Source organism: Streptomyces sp. NPDC002911, assembly GCF_053591835.1.
Genome location: NZ_JBSFUO010000024.1, coordinates 16200 through 35276, shown reverse-complemented (window position 1 = coordinate 35276; position 19077 = coordinate 16200). Strand labels below are relative to the sequence as shown.

The 19077-nt window shown below is 71.0% G+C and carries 16 protein-coding genes, 1 tRNA gene and 2 pseudogenes; 5 read left to right on the top strand and 14 right to left on the bottom strand.

The window, feature by feature from the left end; translation table 11 throughout:
• Nucleotides 1-11: 11 nt before the first annotated feature.
• From ruvA to pgsA, 9 genes are all read right to left on the bottom strand, one after another.
• Nucleotides 12-638 (bottom strand): Holliday junction branch migration protein RuvA, encoded by a 627-nt coding sequence (gene ruvA / locus ACWD04_RS26965; RefSeq protein WP_451136121.1) that lies wholly within the window; start codon nt 636-638, stop codon nt 12-14.
• Nucleotides 635-1168 (bottom strand): crossover junction endodeoxyribonuclease RuvC, encoded by a 534-nt coding sequence (gene ruvC, locus ACWD04_RS26960; protein WP_451136119.1) that lies wholly within the window; start codon nt 1166-1168, stop codon nt 635-637. Before ruvC ends, ruvA begins: the two co-directional genes overlap by 4 nt.
• A 118-nt stretch (nt 1169-1286) precedes the next feature.
• Nucleotides 1287-2039 (bottom strand): YebC/PmpR family DNA-binding transcriptional regulator, encoded by a 753-nt coding sequence (locus tag ACWD04_RS26955; protein WP_451136117.1) that lies wholly within the window; start codon nt 2037-2039, stop codon nt 1287-1289.
• 62 nt (nt 2040-2101) lie between these two features.
• Nucleotides 2102-2734, bottom strand: a complete 633-nt coding sequence (gene pdxT / locus ACWD04_RS26950; RefSeq protein WP_451136115.1) for a pyridoxal 5'-phosphate synthase glutaminase subunit PdxT — start codon at nt 2732-2734, stop codon at nt 2102-2104.
• A gap of 6 nt (nt 2735-2740) precedes the next feature.
• Nucleotides 2741-3661 carry a pyridoxal 5'-phosphate synthase lyase subunit PdxS gene (gene pdxS, locus ACWD04_RS26945; RefSeq protein ID WP_451136113.1) on the bottom strand — a complete coding sequence of 307 codons (921 nt, stop codon included), beginning with the start codon at nt 3659-3661 and terminating at the stop codon, nt 2741-2743.
• Between the two features lie 128 nt (nt 3662-3789).
• Entirely contained in the window at nt 3790-4335 is a 546-nt protein-coding gene (locus tag ACWD04_RS26940; RefSeq protein ID WP_451136111.1) for a hypothetical protein, read from the bottom strand.
• Nucleotides 4336-4404: 69 nt separating this feature from the next.
• A complete protein-coding gene (locus tag ACWD04_RS26935) occupies nt 4405-5565 on the bottom strand; it encodes a glycosyltransferase family 4 protein (protein ID WP_451136109.1) in 1161 nt (386 codons plus the stop codon).
• Nucleotides 5562-6485, bottom strand: a complete 924-nt coding sequence (locus ACWD04_RS26930) for a phosphatidylinositol mannoside acyltransferase (protein ID WP_451136107.1) — start codon at nt 6483-6485, stop codon at nt 5562-5564. The genes ACWD04_RS26935 and ACWD04_RS26930 overlap by 4 nt, the downstream gene beginning before the upstream one ends.
• Nucleotides 6482-7165, bottom strand: coding sequence for a phosphatidylinositol phosphate synthase (gene pgsA / locus ACWD04_RS26925; protein WP_451136105.1), 684 nt, complete (start codon nt 7163-7165; stop codon nt 6482-6484). Before pgsA ends, ACWD04_RS26930 begins: the two co-directional genes overlap by 4 nt.
• A 270-nt stretch (nt 7166-7435) precedes the next feature.
• Between pgsA and ACWD04_RS26920 the strand changes: the two genes are divergently transcribed.
• Nucleotides 7436-9649 carry an elongation factor G-like protein EF-G2 gene (locus ACWD04_RS26920; RefSeq protein ID WP_451136197.1) on the top strand — a complete coding sequence of 738 codons (2214 nt, stop codon included), beginning with the start codon at nt 7436-7438 and terminating at the stop codon, nt 9647-9649.
• Between the two features lie 167 nt (nt 9650-9816).
• A complete protein-coding gene (locus tag ACWD04_RS26915) occupies nt 9817-11487 on the top strand; it encodes a hypothetical protein (protein ID WP_451136195.1) in 1671 nt (556 codons plus the stop codon).
• Nucleotides 11488-11509: 22 nt separating this feature from the next.
• Here the strand turns inward: ACWD04_RS26915 and ACWD04_RS26910 are convergent, their stop codons facing one another.
• Entirely contained in the window at nt 11510-12082 is a 573-nt protein-coding gene (locus ACWD04_RS26910) for an HIT family protein (protein WP_451136103.1), read from the bottom strand.
• 66 nt (nt 12083-12148) lie between these two features.
• On the opposite strand from ACWD04_RS26910, the gene ACWD04_RS26905 reads away from it, so the two are divergent.
• Nucleotides 12149-12829: a potassium channel family protein gene (locus tag ACWD04_RS26905; RefSeq protein WP_451136101.1), complete on the top strand. Its 681-nt coding sequence runs from the start codon at nt 12149-12151 to the stop codon at nt 12827-12829.
• A 36-nt stretch (nt 12830-12865) separates the two neighbouring features.
• On the opposite strand, the gene thrS is transcribed toward ACWD04_RS26905, so the two are convergent.
• Nucleotides 12866-14842 (bottom strand): threonine--tRNA ligase, encoded by a 1977-nt coding sequence (gene thrS / locus ACWD04_RS26900; RefSeq protein ID WP_451136099.1) that lies wholly within the window; start codon nt 14840-14842, stop codon nt 12866-12868.
• A gap of 121 nt (nt 14843-14963) precedes the next feature.
• Between thrS and ACWD04_RS26895 the strand changes: the two are divergent.
• Nucleotides 14964-15368 (top strand): annotated as a pseudogene (locus ACWD04_RS26895) (3'-5' exonuclease); the annotation flags it as partial.
• 61 nt (nt 15369-15429) lie between these two features.
• On the opposite strand, the gene ACWD04_RS26890 reads toward ACWD04_RS26895, so the two are convergent.
• Nucleotides 15430-15501, bottom strand: a tRNA-Val gene (locus tag ACWD04_RS26890).
• Nucleotides 15502-15626: 125 nt separating this feature from the next.
• On the opposite strand from ACWD04_RS26890, the gene ACWD04_RS26885 reads away from it, so the two are divergent.
• Nucleotides 15627-18032: an SCO7613 C-terminal domain-containing membrane protein gene (locus ACWD04_RS26885; RefSeq protein WP_451136098.1), complete on the top strand. Its 2406-nt coding sequence runs from the start codon at nt 15627-15629 to the stop codon at nt 18030-18032.
• Here the strand turns inward: ACWD04_RS26885 and ACWD04_RS26880 are convergent.
• Nucleotides 18031-18340 (bottom strand): annotated as a pseudogene (locus ACWD04_RS26880) (exo-rhamnogalacturonan lyase family protein); the annotation flags it as partial. The gene ACWD04_RS26885 and the pseudogene ACWD04_RS26880 sit on opposite strands and share 2 nt — an antisense overlap.
• A 188-nt stretch (nt 18341-18528) precedes the next feature.
• Entirely contained in the window at nt 18529-19077 is a 549-nt protein-coding gene (locus ACWD04_RS26875; protein ID WP_451136193.1) for a hypothetical protein, read from the bottom strand.

Here is a 19077-nt window from a genome sequence, read left to right as displayed (position 1 = left end):
TGCCCCTGCGGTCAGCGTGCGCGGTTGAGTGTCTGCAGGGCGGCACGCAGCAGCTGCGGTACGGGAGCCTGGCCGCCCTCGGCGATCGCGGCCTCGGCCTGCGGTGTCACGGCGGTCACCGCCTCGTCCGCCTCGCGGGTCGCGTAGCCGAGGCCGATCAGAGCGGCCTGCAGCTGATCGCGCCAGGAGCTGCTGACGGCGGCGCCGATGCCCTGCTGCCCGATGTGCGCGCCGACGGGCTCGCCGAGCCGGTCCTTGAGCTCGAGGAGGAGCTTCTGGGCGCCCTTCTTACCGATGCCGGACACGGCGGTGAGTGCCTTCTCGTCACCCGTGGCCACGGCGAGGCGCAGGGCGTCCGGGCTGTGGGTGGCGAGCATGGCCTGGGCGAGCCGGGGGCCGACGCCGCTGGCAGTCTGGAGGAGCTCGAAGACCTGGCGCTCGTCGTCGTCGGCGAAGCCGTAGAGGGTGAGCGAGTCCTCCCGTACGACGAGGGAGGTGGCCAGCTTGGCCTCCTGGCCGATCCGCAGGCCCGCGAGGGTGCCGGGTGCGCACTGGACGGCCATGCCGATGCCGCCGACCTCGATCACGGCCGTGGCTGGAGCGAGGGCGGCCACCGGGCCGGAGACGAAGGCGATCATGCGGTACGGCCTTTCAGCGTGCGGTGGGCGGCGACGGCCTGCTGCAGTCGGTTCTGCGCGGGCGCACGCCAGATGTGGCAGATGGCGAGGGCGAGGGCATCGGCGGCGTCGGCGGGCCTCGGCGGCGCGTCGAGCCGTAGCAGCCGGGTCACCATGGCCCCGACCTGCGCCTTGTCGGCCCGTCCGGAACCGGTGACGGCGGCCTTGACCTCACTGGGGGTGTGCAGGGCGACCGGGATGCCGCGGCGGGACGCGCAGAGCATGGCGACCGCACTGGCCTGGGCGGTGCCCATCACCGTACGCACGTTGTGCTGGCTGAACACCCGCTCAACGGCGACGAATTCGGGCCGGTGCTCGTCGAGCCAGTGCTCGATGCCCTGCTCGATGGCGACGAGCCGGCGGCCCAGCTCCGCGTCGGGCGGTGTCCGCACGACGCCGACGCCGATCATCGTGAGCGGCCGGCCGGCGACTCCCTCGACGACTCCGACACCGCACCGGGTCAGCCCCGGGTCCACGCCCAGCACCCGCATGAATGGGCCCCTCCCCCGCTCGGTCATCTGTTCCCGCAGGCTATCGGGTGCCGCTGACAATCCGACGGGCCGACGGGGTGTGTCCCGTCGGCCCGTCGGTGGACTACGTGCCGCCGTCTCAGGCGTCGACCTTCTCCATGACCTCGTCGGATACGTCGAAGTTGGCGAAGACGTTCTGCACGTCGTCGCTGTCCTCCAGCGCGTCGATCAGCTTGAAGATCTTGCGCGCGCCCTCCTCGTCCAGCTCGACCTGCATGGTCGGGACGAAGTTGGCCTCGGCGGAGTCGTAGTCGACGCCGGCCTCCTGCAGCGCGGTGCGGACCGCGACCATGTCGGTGGCCTCGCTGAGCACCTCGAAGGTGTCACCGAGGTCGTTGACCTCCTCGGCACCCGCGTCGAGCACCGCACCGAGGACGTCGTCCTCGGACAGCTCGCCCTTGGGGACGATGACGACACCCTTGCGGTTGAACAGGTACGAGACCGAGCCCGGGTCAGCCATCGAACCGCCGTTGCGGGTCATGGCGACACGGACGTCGGACGCGGCACGGTTGCGATTGTCGGTGAGGCACTCGATGAGCACCGCGACGCCGTTCGGGCCGTAGCCCTCGTACATGATCGTCTCGTAGTCGGCGCCACCGGCTTCGAGACCGGCACCGCGCTTGACCGCCGAGTCGATGTTCTTGTTCGGGACCGAGCTCTTCTTGGCCTTCTGGATGGCGTCGAAGAGGGTCGGGTTGCCGGACACGTCGGCACCGCCCGTGCGGGCCGCGACCTCGATGTTCTTGATCATCTTCGCGAAGAGCTTGCCGCGCTTGGCGTCGATCACGGCCTTCTTGTGCTTCGTCGTAGCCCATTTAGAGTGGCCGGACATCTGCCTTCTCCTTCGCGTCACCAAAATCGATCCGAACCCGAGAGATCCTACCGGGGATCGAATCAGGCCACGGCGCGCACCATGTCGGTGAAGAGCGTGTGCACCCGGTGGTCCCCGGTCAGCTCGGGGTGGAACGACGTGGCCAGTGCGTTTCCCTGGCGTACGGCCACGATATGCCCGCCGTGCGACGCGACGACCTCCGCACGGGCACCGACCGACTCCACCCAGGGGGCCCGGATGAAGACGCCGTCGACGGGTCCGCCCGGCACTCCGTCGACGGCGACGGCCGCCTCGAAGGACTCGTTCTGCCGCCCGAAAGCGTTACGCCGCACGATCATGTCGATGCCGCCGACCGTCTCCTGGCCGGAAATGGGGTGTCCCCTGCTCGAACGGAGTTGAGAGCTCGGGGAAGGGTCGAGGATCTTGTCGGCGAGCAGGATCATCCCGGCACAGGTGCCGTAGACCGGCATCCCGGCGGCCACCCTCTCACGCAGCGGATCCAGCATGCCGAAGAGGACGGCCAGCTTCGACATCGTGGTGGACTCACCACCGGGCAGGACGAGCCCGTCGACCTCGGCGAGCTCCTCGGGCCGCCGGACCGGCCTGGCCACGGCGTCCGCCGAGGCCAGGGCGATCAGGTGTTCCCGTACGTCGCCCTGGAGAGCCAGGACTCCGATGACAGGGGTGTCGGTCATCGGTGCTTACCAGCCGCGGTTGGCGTAGCGCTCGCCCTCGGGCAGCGTGTCGCAGTTGATGCCGACCATCGCCTCGCCGAGGTTGCGGGAGGCGTCCGCGATGACCTTCGGGTCGTCGTAGAAGGTAGTGGCCTTCACTATGGCGGCGGCGCGCTTGGCCGGGTCACCGGACTTGAAGATGCCGGAGCCCACGAAGACGCCCTCGGCGCCGAGCTGACGCATCAGGGCCGCGTCCGCGGGAGTGGCGACGCCACCGGCCGAGAACAGCACGACGGGCAGCCGGCCGAGCTCGGAGACCTCCTTGACCAGCTCGTACGAGGCGCGTAGCTCCTTGGCGGCGGCGTACAGCTCGTTGTTGTCGTAGCCGCGCAGCCGGGCGATCTCGTTCTTGATCTGGCGCAGGTGGCGGACGGCCTCGACGACGTTGCCCGTGCCCGCCTCGCCCTTCGAGCGGATCATCGCGGCGCCCTCGGTGATACGGCGCAGGGCCTCGCCCAGGTTGGTGGCGCCACAGACGAACGGGGTGGTGAAGGCGAACTTGTCGCTGTGGTTGACCTCGTCGGCCGGGGTGAGCACCTCGGACTCGTCGATGTAGTCGACGCCGAGGGACTGGAGTACCTGGGCCTCGACGAAGTGGCCGATGCGGGACTTCGCCATGACGGGGATGGAGACGGCCTCGATGATCTCCTCGATCATGTTGGGGTCCGACATCCGGGCCACGCCGCCGTCCTTGCGGATGTCGGCCGGCACCCGCTCCAGGGCCATGACGGCCACGGCGCCGGCATCCTCGGCGATCTTCGCCTGCTCGGCATCGACGACGTCCATGATCACGCCGCCCTTGAGCTGCTCGGCCATGCCGCGCTTGACTCGGGCGGTGCCGGTGACCGGGGTCTCGGCGGACTGCGGGGTGCTGGGAAGCGTGGACACGGATCGACCTCACTGGGGTGGAGAAAGCGCTGGATCCTGCAGCCCTGAGCAAACGCTCCGGGAGCAGTCCACAGCAAGGGCCAATGAGTAGCCTGTGGATCGTTCCGTGAGCCTGTCGGCTCCAGCCCTCAGCTGCCGGGCCGGTCCGCCAGGGCGACCGGCGGCTCGTCGTCCATCTCGAACGCGAGCGGGAACGGGGCGTGGCCCGCGAGCCGGAAGAGGCGCACCGTCCGGTGCCTGCGCAGCGCGCGGGCGGCTCGCACCGAGTCGTTGTGGAAGCGGCGCGCCATCGGTACGCGGCGTACGGCTGCGGCCAGTTCCTCGGCAGCGTCCTCGCCGCCCGGGAACCCCTTCACCGCCTCGACCTGCGCCGCCTCGCCGAACACGGCCCGCAGCGCGGTGCTCAGCTCGCTCTCGGCGACCTCGCGCTGCTCCTCCTCGGCCTGCCGCGCCGCATGCGCCGCCTCGTACAGCACGATCGACGCGGCCGGGTCCAGGACACCGGAGGTGGCGAGTTCCTGGGTGACCGAGGCACGGCGCAGCAACTGGGCGTCCAGCGCCGCCCGGGCCGCGTCGATACGGGCGTGCAGCCGGTCGAGCCGCCCGGCGGTCCAGCTGAGATACAGGCCGATCGCGACAAGAGCGGCGACGGTCCAGATGAGGATTTCGATCACGGGCGGCAAGGCTACCGCCGGTGGGACGCACCCGGGCCCGCCGGTACGCCCCTGGGCGGTGTCCCTCGCTCAGTCCCTGGCGAGACCGAAGCGCGCGCGGAGCCCCGTGCGTTCGTCGGTGTCCACGGCCGCCGCCCCGTCCGTGACCGTCTCGTACACCCCCAGGATGTCCGCGCCGACCGTCGTCCAGTCGAAGCGGCGCACATGCGCGCTGCCCCGCTCCCCCAGCCCCGTACGCCGCTCCGGGTCGCCCAGGAGCCGGATCGCGGCGGCGGCCAGCGCGTCCGCGTCCTCGTTGGCGAACAGGTCGCCCGCGGCCCCCTGGTCGAGGACCTGCGCGAAGGCGTCCAGGTCGCTGGCGAGGACGGGCGCTCCCGCCGACAAAGCCTCGACCAGGATGATGCCGAAACTCTCGCCGCCGGTGTTCGGCGCGACGTAGACATCGACGCTGCGCAGCAGTCGTGCCTTGTCCTCGTCGCTCACCATGCCGAGGAACTCGACACGCGGGCGCAGCTCCTTCGGCAGCGACGCGACCGCTTCCTCCTCGTCACCGCGTCCCGCGACGAGCAGACGGGTCTCCGGGCGGGCGGCGAGGATCGCGGGGAGCGCCTTCATCAGGACGGGCAGCCCCTTGCGCGGCTCGTCGATGCGCCCCACGAAACCGAGCGTGTCACCCTGCCACTCGGCCTTCGGCTCGGCCCCGGCGAAGAAGTCCACGTCGACACCGTTGGGAATGACCACGGCGTCCCCGCCGAGGTGCTCGACCAGCGTCCGCCGCGCGTACTCGCTCACCGCGATCCGCGCGCTGATCTTCTCCAGCGCCGGCTGGAGCATCGGGTACGCCGCGATCATGGCCCGGGAACGCGGATTGGACGTGTGGAACGTGGCCACGATCGGGCCCTGCGCCGCCCAGCAGGTCAGCAGGCCCAGCGAGGGCGCGGTGGGCTCGTGGATGTGGATGACGTCGAAGGTGCCGTCGTTCAGCCAGCGCCGGACCCGCGCGGCGGACAGGAACCCGAAGCTCAGCCGGGCGACCGAGCCGTTGTACCGGACGGGCACGGCCCGGCCCGCGGACACGACGTACGGCGGGAGTGGTGTCTCGTCGTCGGCGGGCGCGAGCACCGAGACTCCGTGGCCGAGGCGGATCAGGTGCTCGGCGAGGTCACGGATGTGGAACTGCACCCCGCCCGGCACGTCCCAGGAGTACGGGCAGACGATGCCGATCTTCACGGAGCTTCCCCCTGGGGTTCCAGATCGGACAGCCAGAGCCGCTGCAGCATGTGCCAGTCCTCCGGATGTGCGGCGATCCCTGTGGCGAAGGCATCGGCCAGCGCCTGTGTCATGGAGGACGTCTTCTCGGCCCGGGTACCTGTCTCCGGAACGGCGACGGGGGGATGGACCTGTACCCGCATGACCGGCGTACCGTCGTACCAGAGGGTGACGGGCAGCAGCAGCGCGCCGGTCTGCTGGGCCAGCAGCGCCGGCCCGGCGGGCATGCGGGCGGTGTCGCCGAAGAAGCTGACCTCGACACCGGAGGCCGACAGGTCGCGGTCGGCTACGAGACAGACCAGCCCGCCGGAACGCAGCCGCCGGGCCAGGGCCCCGAACGCGGCCCCTCCGTTGTGCGGCAGGACCTCCATGCCCAGGCCCTGGCGGTAGGCCACGAACCGGTCGTAGAGGGTTTCCGGCTTGAGCCGCTCGGCGACCGTCGTGAACGGCACCTTCAGGTCCGTGGTGACCCACGCCCCCGCCAGGTCCCAGTTCCCCAGGTGCGGCAGCGCGAGAACGACCCCCCGGCCCGCGTCGAGGCCCTCGGTGAGCCGGTGGACGTCGCGGACCTCGATCGACGCCTTGATCCGCTGCTGACTCCAGGCCGGCAGCCGGAAGGACTCCATCCAGTAGCGCATGTACGAGCGCATGCCGGCCTTCGACAGCTCGGCGAGCCGGGCGGCGTCCGCGTCGGGCACCACCCGGGCGAGGTTCGACTCCAGCCGAAGCACGGACTTCCCGCGCCGCTTCCACACCTGGTCGGCCAGAGTGCGGAAGAGCGCGGCCGCGGCCGGCTCGGGAAGCTTCTTGGCCGCGCCCCAGCCGAGGCCGTAGAGCCCATCGGCCAGCCGGCCCCGCAGACCGGATCCAGTGCCGCTCACTGCGCGGCCTCGCTCCCCTGTCCCGCCGCCCCGTCCCGGGCGGCCGTGGCGGCATCGGCCTCGGCCGACTCCCTGCGCACGGTCACCACCCGCTGGACCAGCGTCACCACGCTGCCCACGGCGACGATCCACAGCGCGATCGGCAGCAGGATCTGAATGCCTGGCACCCCGAAGCCGTGCAGACCGGCGAGGCCCGCAGCGACCAGCGAGATCACGAGCCGCTCGGCGCGCTCCACCAGTCCGTTCACCGCGACCGGCAGGCCGATCGACTCGCCCCGCGCCTTCGTGTACGAGACGACCTGGCCGCTGGCCAGACAGAAGATCGCGACCGCGCACAGCACGTTGTCGTCGCCGTTGCCCGCGTACCAGAGCGCGAACCCTGCGAAGACCGCCCCGTCGGCCACCCGGTCGAGCGTCGAGTCCAGGAACGCGCCCCACCGGCTGGAGATCCCGGCCTGGCGGGCCATGTTGCCGTCGACCAGGTCCGAGAAGACGAAGATCGTGATCACGATCGTGCCCCAGAAGAATTCCCCCATCGGGAAGAAGACCAGCGCACCTGCCATCACTCCGGCCGTGCCGACGAGCGTGACCGCGTCGGGACTGACCCCGAGGCGGAGCAGCAGAGCGGCGAACGGTGTGAGGACACGCGTAAAAAATGCACGCGCGTACTTGTTCAGCATGGCCTTCCCGAGGTTCGGTGGGCACCGCGCGGCCCATTCGGCCACCGGCTGGCCCATCGTAGTCACGAGCCTCGCCGGGTCATGGCGGGGCACCCCGTCCCACCGGACGTCCCGGAAGTCACGCTTCGCGGTGCGCGACGTATGGACGGCGTCCGGCACGGGTGAAAAGCTCGAATGACCGCGGGCGTCGCCGAAGCCGCCGCGTCGGCCCCGCCCGCTCCCACTCCCCAGCTCTCGCGGCACCGCACCACCGACCGGGAGGCACGCATCATGGGCGACAGGACGCATACGCACACCGGGGCCGCCGGCAGGGCAGCGACGGCCGACCGGCCCTCTTCCCTGCGGAACGTGGTGCTGGTCGGCCACAGCGGTTCGGGCAAGACCACTCTGGTCGAGGCACTCGCGCTGACGGCCGGGGCGCTCAACCGGGCCGGCCGGGTCGAGGACGGCGCCACCGTCTCCGACCACGACGAGATCGAACAGCGCCGACAACGCTCCGTACAACTCTCGCTGGTCCCCGTCGAATGGGACGGCTACAAGATCAATCTGCTGGACACCCCCGGCTACGCGGACTTCGTCGGGGAGCTCAGGGCCGGTCTGCGCGCGGCGGACGCGGCCCTCTTCGTCGTCTCGGCCGCCCAGGAGGCCGACGCGGTGGCAGGCACCACCCGCGCGGTCTGGGAGGAGTGCGCGGCCGTCGGGATGCCACGGGCCATCGTCGTCACCCACCTGGACACCGCGCGTACGTCGTTCGACGAGATGACCCGGATCTGCGGCCGGATCTTCGGGCACGACGACCCCGACGCCGTGCTGCCCCTCTACCTGCCGGTGCAGGGCCCCGAGGGCCCGGACGGACACGCCCCGCTCACCGGACTCACCGGCCTCCTCACCGGGCGGATCTTCGACTACTCGTCGGGGGAACGGCAGGAGGCGCCGCCCGCCGGCGACCAGCGGGCTCCGCTCCAGGAGGCCCGCGACCGGCTCATCGAGGGGATCATCGCCGAGAGCGAGGACGAATCCCTGATGGACCACTACCTCGGCGGCGGCGAGATGCACACCACGACCCTCGTCGACGACCTGGAGCGCGCCGTCTCACGCGGCTTCTTCCACCCCGTCCTCACCGCCGCACCAGCCACCGGCGTCGCCCGCCAGGGCATCGGCACCGTGGAACTCCTCGACCTGATCACCCGTGGCTTCCCCTCCCCCGAGGAACGGGCCCTGCCCGCCGTCACCACCCCGGACGGCGCCCCGCGCCCCGCCCCCGTCTGCGATCCGGCGGCGCCCCTGGTCGCCGAGGTCGTGAAGACCACGTCGGACCCCTACGTCGGACGGGTTTCCCTCGTCCGTGTCTTCTCCGGCACCCTGCGCGCCGACGACACCGTGCACGTGTGCGGCCGCGGCCTCGACGAACCCGGAGGCGGGACACACCCCTGCCACGAGGCCGACGTGCGCGTCGGCGCCCTCTTCGCTCCCTTCGGGAAACAGCAGCGCCCCCTGGTCAGCTGCATCGCCGGCGATCTGGCCTGCGTCTCCAAAGCGGGCGGGGCGGAGACCGGGGACACCCTCTCCGGCAACGGCGACCCGCTGCTGATGGAGCCGTGGGCCATGCCCGACCCGCTGCTCCCGCTGGCGGTCCGCGCCCACAGCAAGGCCGACGAGGAGAGGCTCTCGCAGGGCCTGTCCCGCCTGGTCGCCGAGGACCCCACCATGCGACTGGAGCAGAACCAGGACACCCACCAGGTCGTCCTGTGGTGCATGGGCGAGGCGCACACGGACGTCGCGCTGGAACGCCTGCGCAGCAGGTACGGCGTGCAGGTCGACACCGAACCCCATCGCGTACCCCTGCGTGAGACCTTCGCCTCCCGGACCGTCGGCCGGGGCCGGCACGTCAAGCAGTCCGGCGGCCACGGCCAGTACGCCGTCTGCGAGATCGAGGTGGAACCACTGGCCCCCGGTACGGGCATCGAGTTCGTCGACAAGGTGGTCGGCGGCTCCGTACCGCGGCAGTTCATCGCCTCCGTGGAGAAGGGCGTACGCACCCAGGCGGCCCGTGGTGTAGCGGCCGGACACCCGCTCGTCGACGTACGCGTCACCCTGCTCGACGGGAAGTCGCACTCGGTGGACTCCTCCGACGCCGCGTTCCAGACCGCGGGCGCGCTGGCGCTGCGCGAGGCCGCGGCCGACACCCGTATCCAGCTCCTCGAACCCGTCGCGACGGTCGGCGTCCTGGTTCCCGACGACTACGTGGGGGCCGTCATGAGCGACCTCGCCGGGCGGCGCGGCCGGGTTGTCGGCACCGAACAGGAGACCGGCGAGCGCACGCTTGTACGTGCCGAGGTGCCGGAGATCGAGATCGGCGGTTACACCGTCGACCTCCGTTCCCTGACGCATGGCACCGGGCGGTTCGACCGGACGTACGCCCGGCACGAGCCGATGCCTCCGCAACTCGCCGACCGCATCCGTGAAGCACGGAAAACAGCATAAAAGTGAGCTAGTCGACTGGATACAGCCCCTCACGCCCGCCCCTGCCTCATCGTCCGGGCGGGCGCGGGGCCCGGACGATACTCTGTGGTCCCAGCTCAGAAGGTGTGCGAAGTACCGTAGTTGGGAACAGCCGCAGGAGCAGACCGTGCGGGCGAGTGGGGGCGACAGTGGCCAACGACGGATTCGATTTCTCTCCCGGAGCGCAGATCCCGCTCCAGGGTTCGGGAGGACAGGCGGTGGCGACCAACGCCCTCGCCTCCGCCGCGTACCGCGACAGCGACGTGTCGGAGATCCTCAAGGCCAACAGCGAGTGGCACAAGTCCGAGGTGAAACCGGGCGAGTCGAAGCTGTTCAAGTCCGACTATTTCAAGCCGAATCTGGGCGAGGCGTTCTCCCGGGCCGTCCAGGAACGCATGCTCGGCGGCGGCCGCAACGCGCTCATCCAGTCCTTCGGCACCGACCCGCAGACCGTCGTGGAGCACTGCCTTTCCGCGACCCGGCTGCGTAAGGCCCGCGACACGAAGCTGACCCTGGTCACCACGGTCTTCGGCTTCGTCTTCCTGCCCGGCCTGGTCCTCTGGGTCCTCGCCTTCCGGCTGCGCGACACCCTGACCAACTCCAAGGACAAGTTCTTCCGGGCGCTGGGCGGCGTCCTGCTCGTCGTGCTCGGCGGCGCCGCCGCATTCTTCCTGATCACGATGCCGCTCACCGGCTTCCTGGCCCTCTACCTGCGCGCCGCCGCCGTCGCCCCGCTGATCGGCTGGCTGCTCGCGAAACGGATCGCCGAATCCTCCACCACGGACCTGCGCGCCCGCTGGGAAGGACTCCTCTCCGGCACCGGCGTCAGCGCGAAGATCCCCGAGGCCGTACCCAAGAATCCCAACGAGACCGCCCGCGAGGCCCTGCGCCAGGGCCTGGAGAAGCTCTCCGCCGAGCAGCAGTCCAACGCCGTGTTCTACGCGGGCCCCAAGGGCATCCTCGGCATGGGCACCCGCTGGGGCAGCTGGCAGCTCGCCGAAGAACTCACCCCGGTGGACCCCACCCGGGAGATCCACCAGTTCCGCAGCTGGGACGTCGTACGCGCCATCCACGACCAGCTGAAGATGCTGGAGCGCGGCCCGCTGAACACCGGTGGTTTCCCCACGCCGTCCGTCAAGCACTGGATCGTCTCGCCGATCGGAGAGAACGCGGACTCCGTCTCCCGCCCGGAGGGCGAGGACGTCGCCACCTTCCAGATCAAGCCCCACGAGATACAGCGCATCTGCAACCACCAGCAGTTCGGCAGCGGCAACCGGCACTACCTCGGCGTCCAGTTCACCCTCTGGGACGGTCAGCTGGTGATCACGATGCTGATCACCGTCACCGTGCTCCACGAGACCCTGCGGATCGAGGTCACCGGACACGCGCTGGGCCCCATCCACTCCCTCTTCCTCTCCAAGCCGGAGGCGCCGACCAAGACGGTCAAGAAAGCGGTCAGGTTCTGGGAGACCCGCAAGATCTCACTCCCCCTCGTCAAGGCGACCGAGGTCGTCAGGCTCGCCCTGCGCGCCCCCTTCACCTGGTACCCGCCGCTCCTCGACTATCTGGGCGGCAAGATCGTCCTGCCCGAGCCCTTCGGTCTGCGCCACGCCTGGGCGGCCAAGCCCTGGGGCCACCGCTTCATGGCCGACGACGCCATGCGGACGGCCACCCCGGTCCTGCGCGTCGTCCACTCCGCGACGATGCGGGTCCTGAAGGAGCACGGCGCCGACACCGAGCGCTTCGACAACCGCTCCATGATCCTCAGCGGCATGGTCCAGGACCCCGCCCCGAGGAAGGCCGACGTCTACGACGCGTGACCCCGCCCGGGGCGGCACCCGCTCAGACGGACGGCAGCTCGGCCGGCCACACACCGGCCAGCATCGTCCGGGTGTCCCCGAGCAGCTGCGGGAGTACCTTCGTGTGTCCGACGACCGGCATGAAGTTGGTGTCGCCGCCCCAGCGCGGCACCACATGCTGGTGGAGGTGGGCCGCGATGCCGGCGCCGGCCTCCGCGCCCTGGTTCATCCCGATGTTGAAGCCGTGCGCGCCGGAGGCGGCCCTCAGGGCGACCATGGCCCGCTTGGTGAAGTCGGCCAGCTCCGCCGTCTCAGGCCCGTCGAGCTCCGTGTAGTCGGCCACGTGCCGGTACGGCACCACCATCAGGTGCCCGCCGTTGTACGGGTACAGATTCAGCACCGCGTAGACCTTCTCGCCCCGCGCGACGATCAGCCCGTCCTCATCCGACTTCGACGGAATCTCGCAGAACGGACAGCCGTCCCCGGCTCCCGGGCCGCTCGGCTTGCTCTCGCCCTGGATGTAGGCCATCCGGTGGGGCGTCCACAGGCGCTGGAACGCGTCGGGCGTCCCCACTCCGATCTGCTGCTCCGGCTCACTCGTCATGCCCGTCAGCATATTGCGTCCCTCCCGCCGCGCGTGTCGCCGGGGCCGAGCCCACCTGCGCACCGCGATGCTGACGCCATGAGCGACCGTCCCACGGCCCCCGCCTCCTCCGACCGGCTGACGGCATGGGAGCAGCGCACCGAAGTGCCGCTCTTCGCCGCGGCATTGGTCTTCCTCACCGGCTACGCGGTCCGCGTCCTCGCCCCCATCGGCGCCCAGCCCTGGCGCGACATCGCCCTCGCGCTGGTCGCCGGGACCTGGCTTCTGTTCGCCGTGGACTACGGCGTACGGCTCCGGCTCAGCGGGGAGGGACGGCACTTCGTACGCACCCACTGGCTGGACACGGTCGTTCTCCTGCTGCCCCTGCTTCGCCCACTGCGCGTGGTCCGGATCTACACGGCTGTCCAGAGACGACGGGAGCGGCCCCGGCTGAGCCTGTACGCCCGGGTGATGACGTACGCGGGCCTGACGACCGTGCTCCTCGGCTTCTCCGCGGCGCTCGCGGTGTACCACCAGGAGAGGGGCGCGCCGGGCTCCACGATCCGTACGTTCGGGGACGCGGTGTGGTGGGCGTGCGCGACGCTCACGACGGTGGGGTACGGGGACGCCGTACCGGTCACGTTCGGCGGCCGGGTCGTAGCGACGGGGCTGATGGCCTGCGGGCTGGCGTTGCTTGGGGCGGTGACGGGGTCGTTCTCGTCGTGGCTGTTGCAGGTGTTCACCCGGGAGGACGAGAAGAGGCCCCCGGGGAGCGCGTAGCTCTCCGGGGGCCTCACCGGCATCCTGCGGCAGGGATCACACCTGTACGCGCCGCTCCACCACGTCAACGAGCTTGGCGATGGCCTCGTCACGGGCGATGCCGTTCTCCTGCGTACCGTCGCGGTAGCGGAAGGACACCGTGCCCGCGTTCATGTCGTCGTCGCCGACGATGATCATGAACGGGACCTTGGCCTTCTGGTGGTTCCTGATCTTCTTCTGCATCCGGTCCGAAGAAGCGTCCACCTCGACCCGCAGACCCTTCTTGCGCGCCTCCGCGGCGAACTCCTGGAGATACGGGATGTGCGTGTCGCCGATCGGGATGCCGACCGCCTGGACCGGGGCCAGCCACACCGGGAACGCGCCCGCGTAGTGCTCCAGCAGCACCGCGAAGAAGCGCTCGATGGAACCGAAGAGCGCGCGGTGGATCATCACAGGGCGCTGCTTGGTGCCGTCCGGGCCGGTGTACTCCAGGTCGAAACGCTCCGGGAGGTTGAAGTCGAGCTGCACGGTCGACATCTGCCAGGTACGGCCGATGGCATCTTTGCACTGCACCGAGATCTTCGGGCCGTAGAACGCGGCGCCGCCCGGGTCCGGGACCAAGGGGAGGCCCTGCTTCTCAGCGACCTGGCGCAGCGTCTCGGTGGACTCTTCCCAGGCCTCGTCCGAGCCGACGAACTTCTCCGGGTCCTTGGTGGAGAGCTCCAGATAGAAGTCGGTCAGACCGTAGTCGCGGAGCAGGTTCAGGACGAAGGTGAGCGTCCGGTCCAGCTCCTCGGCCATCTGCTCCCGGGTGCAGTAGATGTGCGCGTCGTCCTGGGTGAAGCCGCGCGAGCGGGTCAGACCGTGCACGACGCCCGACTTCTCGTACCTGTACACGGTCCCGAACTCAAAGAGCCTCAAGGGCAGTTCACGGTACGAGCGGCCGCGCGCGTCGAAGATCAGGTTGTGCATCGGGCAGTTCATCGGCTTGAGGTAGTAGTCCACCCCGTCGTCGAGCTGCATGGGCGGGTACATGCCGTCCGCGTACCAGTCCAGGTGGCCGGACTTCTCGAAGAGCTTGCCCTTGGTGGCGTGTGGGCTGTAGACGAACTCGTAGCCCTCCTCCTCGTGGCGGCGCCGCGAGTAGTCCTCCATGGCGCGGCGGATGACGCCGCCCTTGGGGTGGAAGACCGCGAGGCCGGGGCCGATCTCATCGGGGAAGGAGAACAGGTCCAGCTCGTTGCCGAGCTTGCGGTGGTCGCGCTTGGCGGCCTCCTCCAGGAACGTGAGGTGAGCCTTGAGCTCGTCCTTGGTCGGCCAGGCGGTCCCGTAGATGCGCTGGAGCATGGGGTTCTTCTCGCTGCCCCGCCAGTACGCCGCCGCGTTCCGCATCAGCTTGAACGCGGGGATGAACCGGGTGGTCGGCAGGTGCGGGCCCCGGCAGAGGTCCCGCCAGCACAGGTCGCCGGTCTTGGCGTCCAGGTTGTCGTAGATGGTCAGCTCGCCGCCGCCCACCTCGACGTCCGCGCCGTCGTCGGACGACGCGGAGCCCTTGATGCCGATGAGCTCCAGCTTGTACGGCTCGTCGGCGAGCTCCTCGCGGGCCGCCTCCTCGGTGACGACGCGGCGGGAGAACTTCTGGCCCCGCTTCTGGATCTCCTGCATCTTCTTCTCGATGGCCTTGAGATCCTCGGGTGTGAACGGCGTCTCGACGTCGAAGTCGTAGTAGAAGCCGTCCTTGACCGGCGGGCCGATACCCAGCTTGGCCTCAGGGTGCAGCTCCTGCACCGCCTGCGCCATGACGTGCGCGGTGGAGTGCCGCAGGATGTTCAGGCCGTCCTCGGAGGAGATCTCGACGGGCTCGACGACCTCGCCGTCCTTGAGCTCGTACGCGAGGTCCCGCAGCTCACCCTCTACCCTGGCGGCGACGACGGTGCGCTGCCCGGGGAAGAGCTCGGCGGCCGTCGTTCCCGTCGTCACCACGTGCTCTTCCCGCTCGGAATCGCGTTGGATGATCACACGGACGTCTGACACCGGTCTCTCCTGACTGAGGGGGTGCGTCGCTTTCCTCTTGCGCGCGCGAGAGGAATCGTACCGAGCCGGGGGGCCTCGACGCGAAAGGGATACCGGGGGCGCCTGCTCCTCGTGCCCCGTGCTGCTGGATCGGGAACCGAGGCGCCACCGGGCGTCGTCGCTGGCCGACTGTCCGGGGAACAAGCCGCTGTGCGTACTGGACCCCCGGGTGCTGGACTATCACCTGGACCGCTACCGCAAGGGCCGTCGCACACTGACGGGCCTGTGCGAGCTGTACGGGGTGACGCTGGACGGCGCGCACGACGCGGCGGCCGACGCGTCGGCCGCGCTCGAACTGGTGCGGGCGGTGGGCCGGCGGTTCTCCGCCCGGCTGGAGCGGCTGTCACCGGCGGAGGTGCACTCGCTGCAAGCGGTGTGGCATGGGGCTCAGGCACGCGGGCTGCAGGCGTGGTTCGAGAAGAACGGTGCGGCGGAGGCGGTGGATCCGGCATGGCCACTGCGTCCGGGGCTTCCTGCGGCCGCCTGATCCGGGCCGGGTACGCGAAAGCCGGTCCGTCGATGACACTGACGGACCGGCTTCTCCCAGGTGGGCGATACTGGGTTCGAACCAGTGACCTCTTCGGTGTGAACGAAGCGCTCTCCCACTGAGCTAATCGCCCGGGAACGGGTTGAACCATACAGGGCCTGGCGCCCTGGGTTCAAACCCCTACCCGGCCGAGGAACGTCGAGGATCTGAGTACCCGAGCGCATGTACGCGGGTGTGGCGGCCGCCACACTCACGTACATGAGACATGTGCCGCCGCCCGCCGAGGAATTGGCCCTCCTCGATCATGAACTGGTCCGGCTGGACGCCCGTCGGCTGCAGCTGCTGAACCGCCGTGCCTGGCTGCTGAGCGTGCTGCGTACGCCACAGGCGCCGGCGCCTCCTCCGGCTCCTGTGGCCCCGCCTTTCCCCCGGCCGTACGCCCCGCCCGCCGCCCCCACGCACGGCACGCAGAATGTGCTGCTAGTCCTCGGTGGTCTGCTGTTGACGGTCGCGGCGATCGCGTTCACCCTGTTCAGCTGGGGCGAGATGGGCATCGCGGGCCGTTCGGCGGTGCTGGCGGCGGTGACCGCGGGCGCGCTGGTGGCGCCCGCGCCGCTGCTCGGCCGCGCGCTGCCCTCGACGGCGGAGGCCGTGGCTGCTCTGGCCCTGGTACTCACGGTGCTGGACGCGGTCGCGCTGCACGCCGTCGCGGCGCCGGGGGCCGACGGGGTCCTGTTCTCGGCGGTCGCGTCGGCGGTGCTGGCGGCGGTGTGGACCGCGTACGGGCTGCTGCTCGGCCGGCTGAGGGTGCCGCTGCCCGCTGCCGTGGTGGCGGGGCAACTGCCGCTGGCGCTCACCGCCTGGGCCGCCGGGGCGTCCGCGACCGGCTTCGGCTGGGCGTTCCTGGTGACGGCGACGGCGGATGTCGCGGTGGCCCTGTGGGGCCGGGGGCTCGCGGTGCGGATCACGGCGTGCGCCGGTGCGTTGCTGACGGGACTGATCTCGCTGGCACTGGGGCTGAGCCTGTCCGTGTCCGCCGACGGCGTGCTCGGGGCCGTGGGCCCGAGCACGTTGCTGCTGGCAGGGGCGGCGGTGGCGGCCGCCGGGGCGTGGCGCGCACCGAAGGAGACGGCCGTCCTCGGAGGTGTCGTGGCGGGCCTCGCGGCGGTGGCCGCGGTCGGTGGTGTACCGGGGGCGGGGCTGCCGTGGGACCTGGCGGTCGTGGTGTATCTGCTGTGCGGTGCGGCCCTGTCGGTGGTGCTGCGGCTCCGGGTACCGCGACCGGTGGCCTCGGGGGTCCTGTGCGCGTCGGCGGCGGTCGTGGCGGGCGCGGTGCTGTGGGCGGCGCCCGTGGTGGCCGCTGCACTGCTGGGGCCGGTGTCCGTGAGCGCGGAGGTGTGGTCCGGTGCCCCGGAGGATTTCCGTGGCGCGCTGGGCCCCTCGCTTCCGTGGTCGGAGGCGGTGGCTTCCCCTGTGGTGCTCGCCCTCGCAGCGGGTCTCTCGGCGGCGCTCCATGTCTGGTGGCCGCGAACATTCGCGGAGAAGGGTGGGCGCGTGGCGGCGGCCGGAGCCTCGGTCCTGGGCTGGGGTGCGGTGTTGGCGCTGCTCGCGGTGGCCGATGCGCCTTACGCGGTGGCGGTGTGCGCGGAGCTGCTGATGGTGGCGGCGCTGCTGACGGTGGCCGTACGCCGCGGTGCCGACGCGCTCGGGGTGACGGTGCTGGTGTGCGCGCTGGTCGGGGCATGGGGTGCGGGGGTGCTCGGGCTGGCCGCCGAGCCCGCGACCTACGCGGTCTTCGGGGTGCTGGTGGTGCTGTTCGCCGGCGCCTCGGCCGGTTCGAAGGTGCCCCCGATGCGCTCGGTGCTCGCCTGCGCCTCGGTGCTGTGCGCGGTCGCGGTCGCCGCTGCCACGGGGGTGTCGCTGGGGTGGAGCGCCCCGCGCACGGCCCCGCTGGTGCTGGTGGTGACGGCGGTGACCGTGCTGCTCGGGTCGCGGGTGCGGGAGCCGGTGGTGGCGGTTTCGGTGGAGCTCACGGGGGCGTTCGCGGCGGTGGTCGCCGCGGGTCTCGCGGTGACGGACGCACCGTTCCTGGCCCTGGTGCTGGGCTTGTGCGGGGTACTGGCCGCGGCCACGGCGCTGCGGCCGGAGCGCCGGCGGATGGCGGGGTACCCGGCGGCGGCACTGTTCGTGGCGGCGGCGTGGGTGCGGCTGGCGGCTTCGGGGGTGACGGACCCCGAGGCGTACACGCTGCCGGTCTCCGTGGCCGCGTTCGTCGTGGGGTATCTGCGTCGCCGCAGGGAGCCGGCCGCGTCCTCGTGGGTGGCGTACGGTCCTGCCCTGTCCATGACGATGGTGCCGAGCCTCGTGGTGGCGTGGGGTGATCCGCACTGGCTGCGGCCTCTGCTGCTGGGGGTCGCCGCACTGGTGGTCACCCTGGCAGGCGCCCGCCTACGGCTGCGGGCGCCCCTGGTTCTGGGTGGTTCGGTCCTTGCGCTGGACGGCCTGCACGAGCTGGCCCCGCATGTGGTCCAGGTCTTCGACGCACTCCCCCGCTGGGCGCCCCCGGCGCTCGCCGGGCTGCTGCTGCTCGCCGTCGGTGCTACGTACGAGCAGCGGCTGCGCGACGCCCGCCGGGTGCGGGAGAGCTTCGGCCGGATGCGTTAGGGCATCCTGCCCCGATGAGGGCGAGGCTCTCGATGGCGGCGAGTCCTTAGAGCGGTGTCGTCGGTGTGGACCCAGTCGGCCTCGGTGCCCGGGACGGTCGTGACGGGGCCGGTCACCTCCTCGGTCTTCCAGGGGGCCGATTCCTTGTAACCGTCAATGTCGTAGAACTTCTCCCAGGCGCGGGCGGCGAGTTTCTCGTCGCCCGTCCGGACCGCGGCGCAGGCGTCGAGCCGTGAGTGGCCCTGGAAGAGGAGGCTGTCGAAGTCGGAGCCGTAGCGGGCCGCCTGTTCGCTCTTGGTGGCATTGAAAGTGACGGGTTCGTCGGTGTGGCCCGCGTACCGGGCCGCAGACGCGGGAGCAGTGCCGGGGACCGGCTGAACTGAGCGGCCGCGCCGGCCGCTGCCGCGGCCTTCAGGACCGTTCTGCGAAGCGTCCTGGACATGGGCATGCCTCTCTCCTCGCACATTCGGGACAGGGAACGAACAGGAAGAACGGGTCAGCGGGAGAGCTTGCGAGCCCGCACCGCGGTGGCCGCGGCCGCCACGGCCCCGACGACGGGGACGGCCAGCGGCAGCACCAGGGCGCCGGACAGCACGACGACAGTCATCCCGCAGACGAGCAGCAGGGAGCCGGCCGGGTCGCGGACCGTGTTCCGGCCGGCCTCGGCCAGGAGGGGGCGCCAGAGGGCGCCGGGCTCCCAGCACGAGGCGGCGCGCAGGACGGCGACCAGGAGACCGATCATGGCGAGGATGCCGACCGCGCCGACGAACGGGCCGCCGGGTATCCCGGCGCGTACAGCAGCCAGGTCGAGCAGGAGCAGGGCTGCGGCGGCCCACACCGTCGCGCCGACGATCCACCCGCCGCGAGCAGCGGACCGGGCGTCGGAGGCGAATTCGCGCAGCCCGCCGTGCTCACCGTCGAGGTAGCGGCGCAGGTGCCGGGTCCCCGCGGCGAAGGCCGCGGGGAACGTGAACAGAGGCAGGGCGGCGACGGCGATCCACACGCCTACGAGCAGACATTCCGAGAACAGGGCGAAGCGGTCCAT

Coding starts and splice junctions, on each gene's coding strand:
- ACWD04_RS26920 (WP_451136197.1), top strand. CDS start 7,436: ATGGGCGACAGGACGCATACGCACACCGGGGCCGCCGGCAGGGCAGCG.
- ruvA (WP_451136121.1), bottom strand. CDS start 638: ATGATCGCCTTCGTCTCCGGCCCGGTGGCCGCCCTCGCTCCAGCCACG.
- ACWD04_RS26955 (WP_451136117.1), bottom strand. CDS start 2,039: ATGTCCGGCCACTCTAAATGGGCTACGACGAAGCACAAGAAGGCCGTG.
- ACWD04_RS26875 (WP_451136193.1), bottom strand. CDS start 19,077: ATGGACCGCTTCGCCCTGTTCTCGGAATGTCTGCTCGTAGGCGTGTGG.
- ACWD04_RS26885 (WP_451136098.1), top strand. CDS start 15,627: ATGAGACATGTGCCGCCGCCCGCCGAGGAATTGGCCCTCCTCGATCAT.
- ACWD04_RS26910 (WP_451136103.1), bottom strand. CDS start 12,082: ATGCTGACGGGCATGACGAGTGAGCCGGAGCAGCAGATCGGAGTGGGG.
- ACWD04_RS26905 (WP_451136101.1), top strand. CDS start 12,149: ATGAGCGACCGTCCCACGGCCCCCGCCTCCTCCGACCGGCTGACGGCA.
- pgsA (WP_451136105.1), bottom strand. CDS start 7,165: ATGCTGAACAAGTACGCGCGTGCATTTTTTACGCGTGTCCTCACACCG.
- ruvC (WP_451136119.1), bottom strand. CDS start 1,168: ATGCGGGTGCTGGGCGTGGACCCGGGGCTGACCCGGTGCGGTGTCGGA.
- pdxT (WP_451136115.1), bottom strand. CDS start 2,734: ATGACCGACACCCCTGTCATCGGAGTCCTGGCTCTCCAGGGCGACGTA.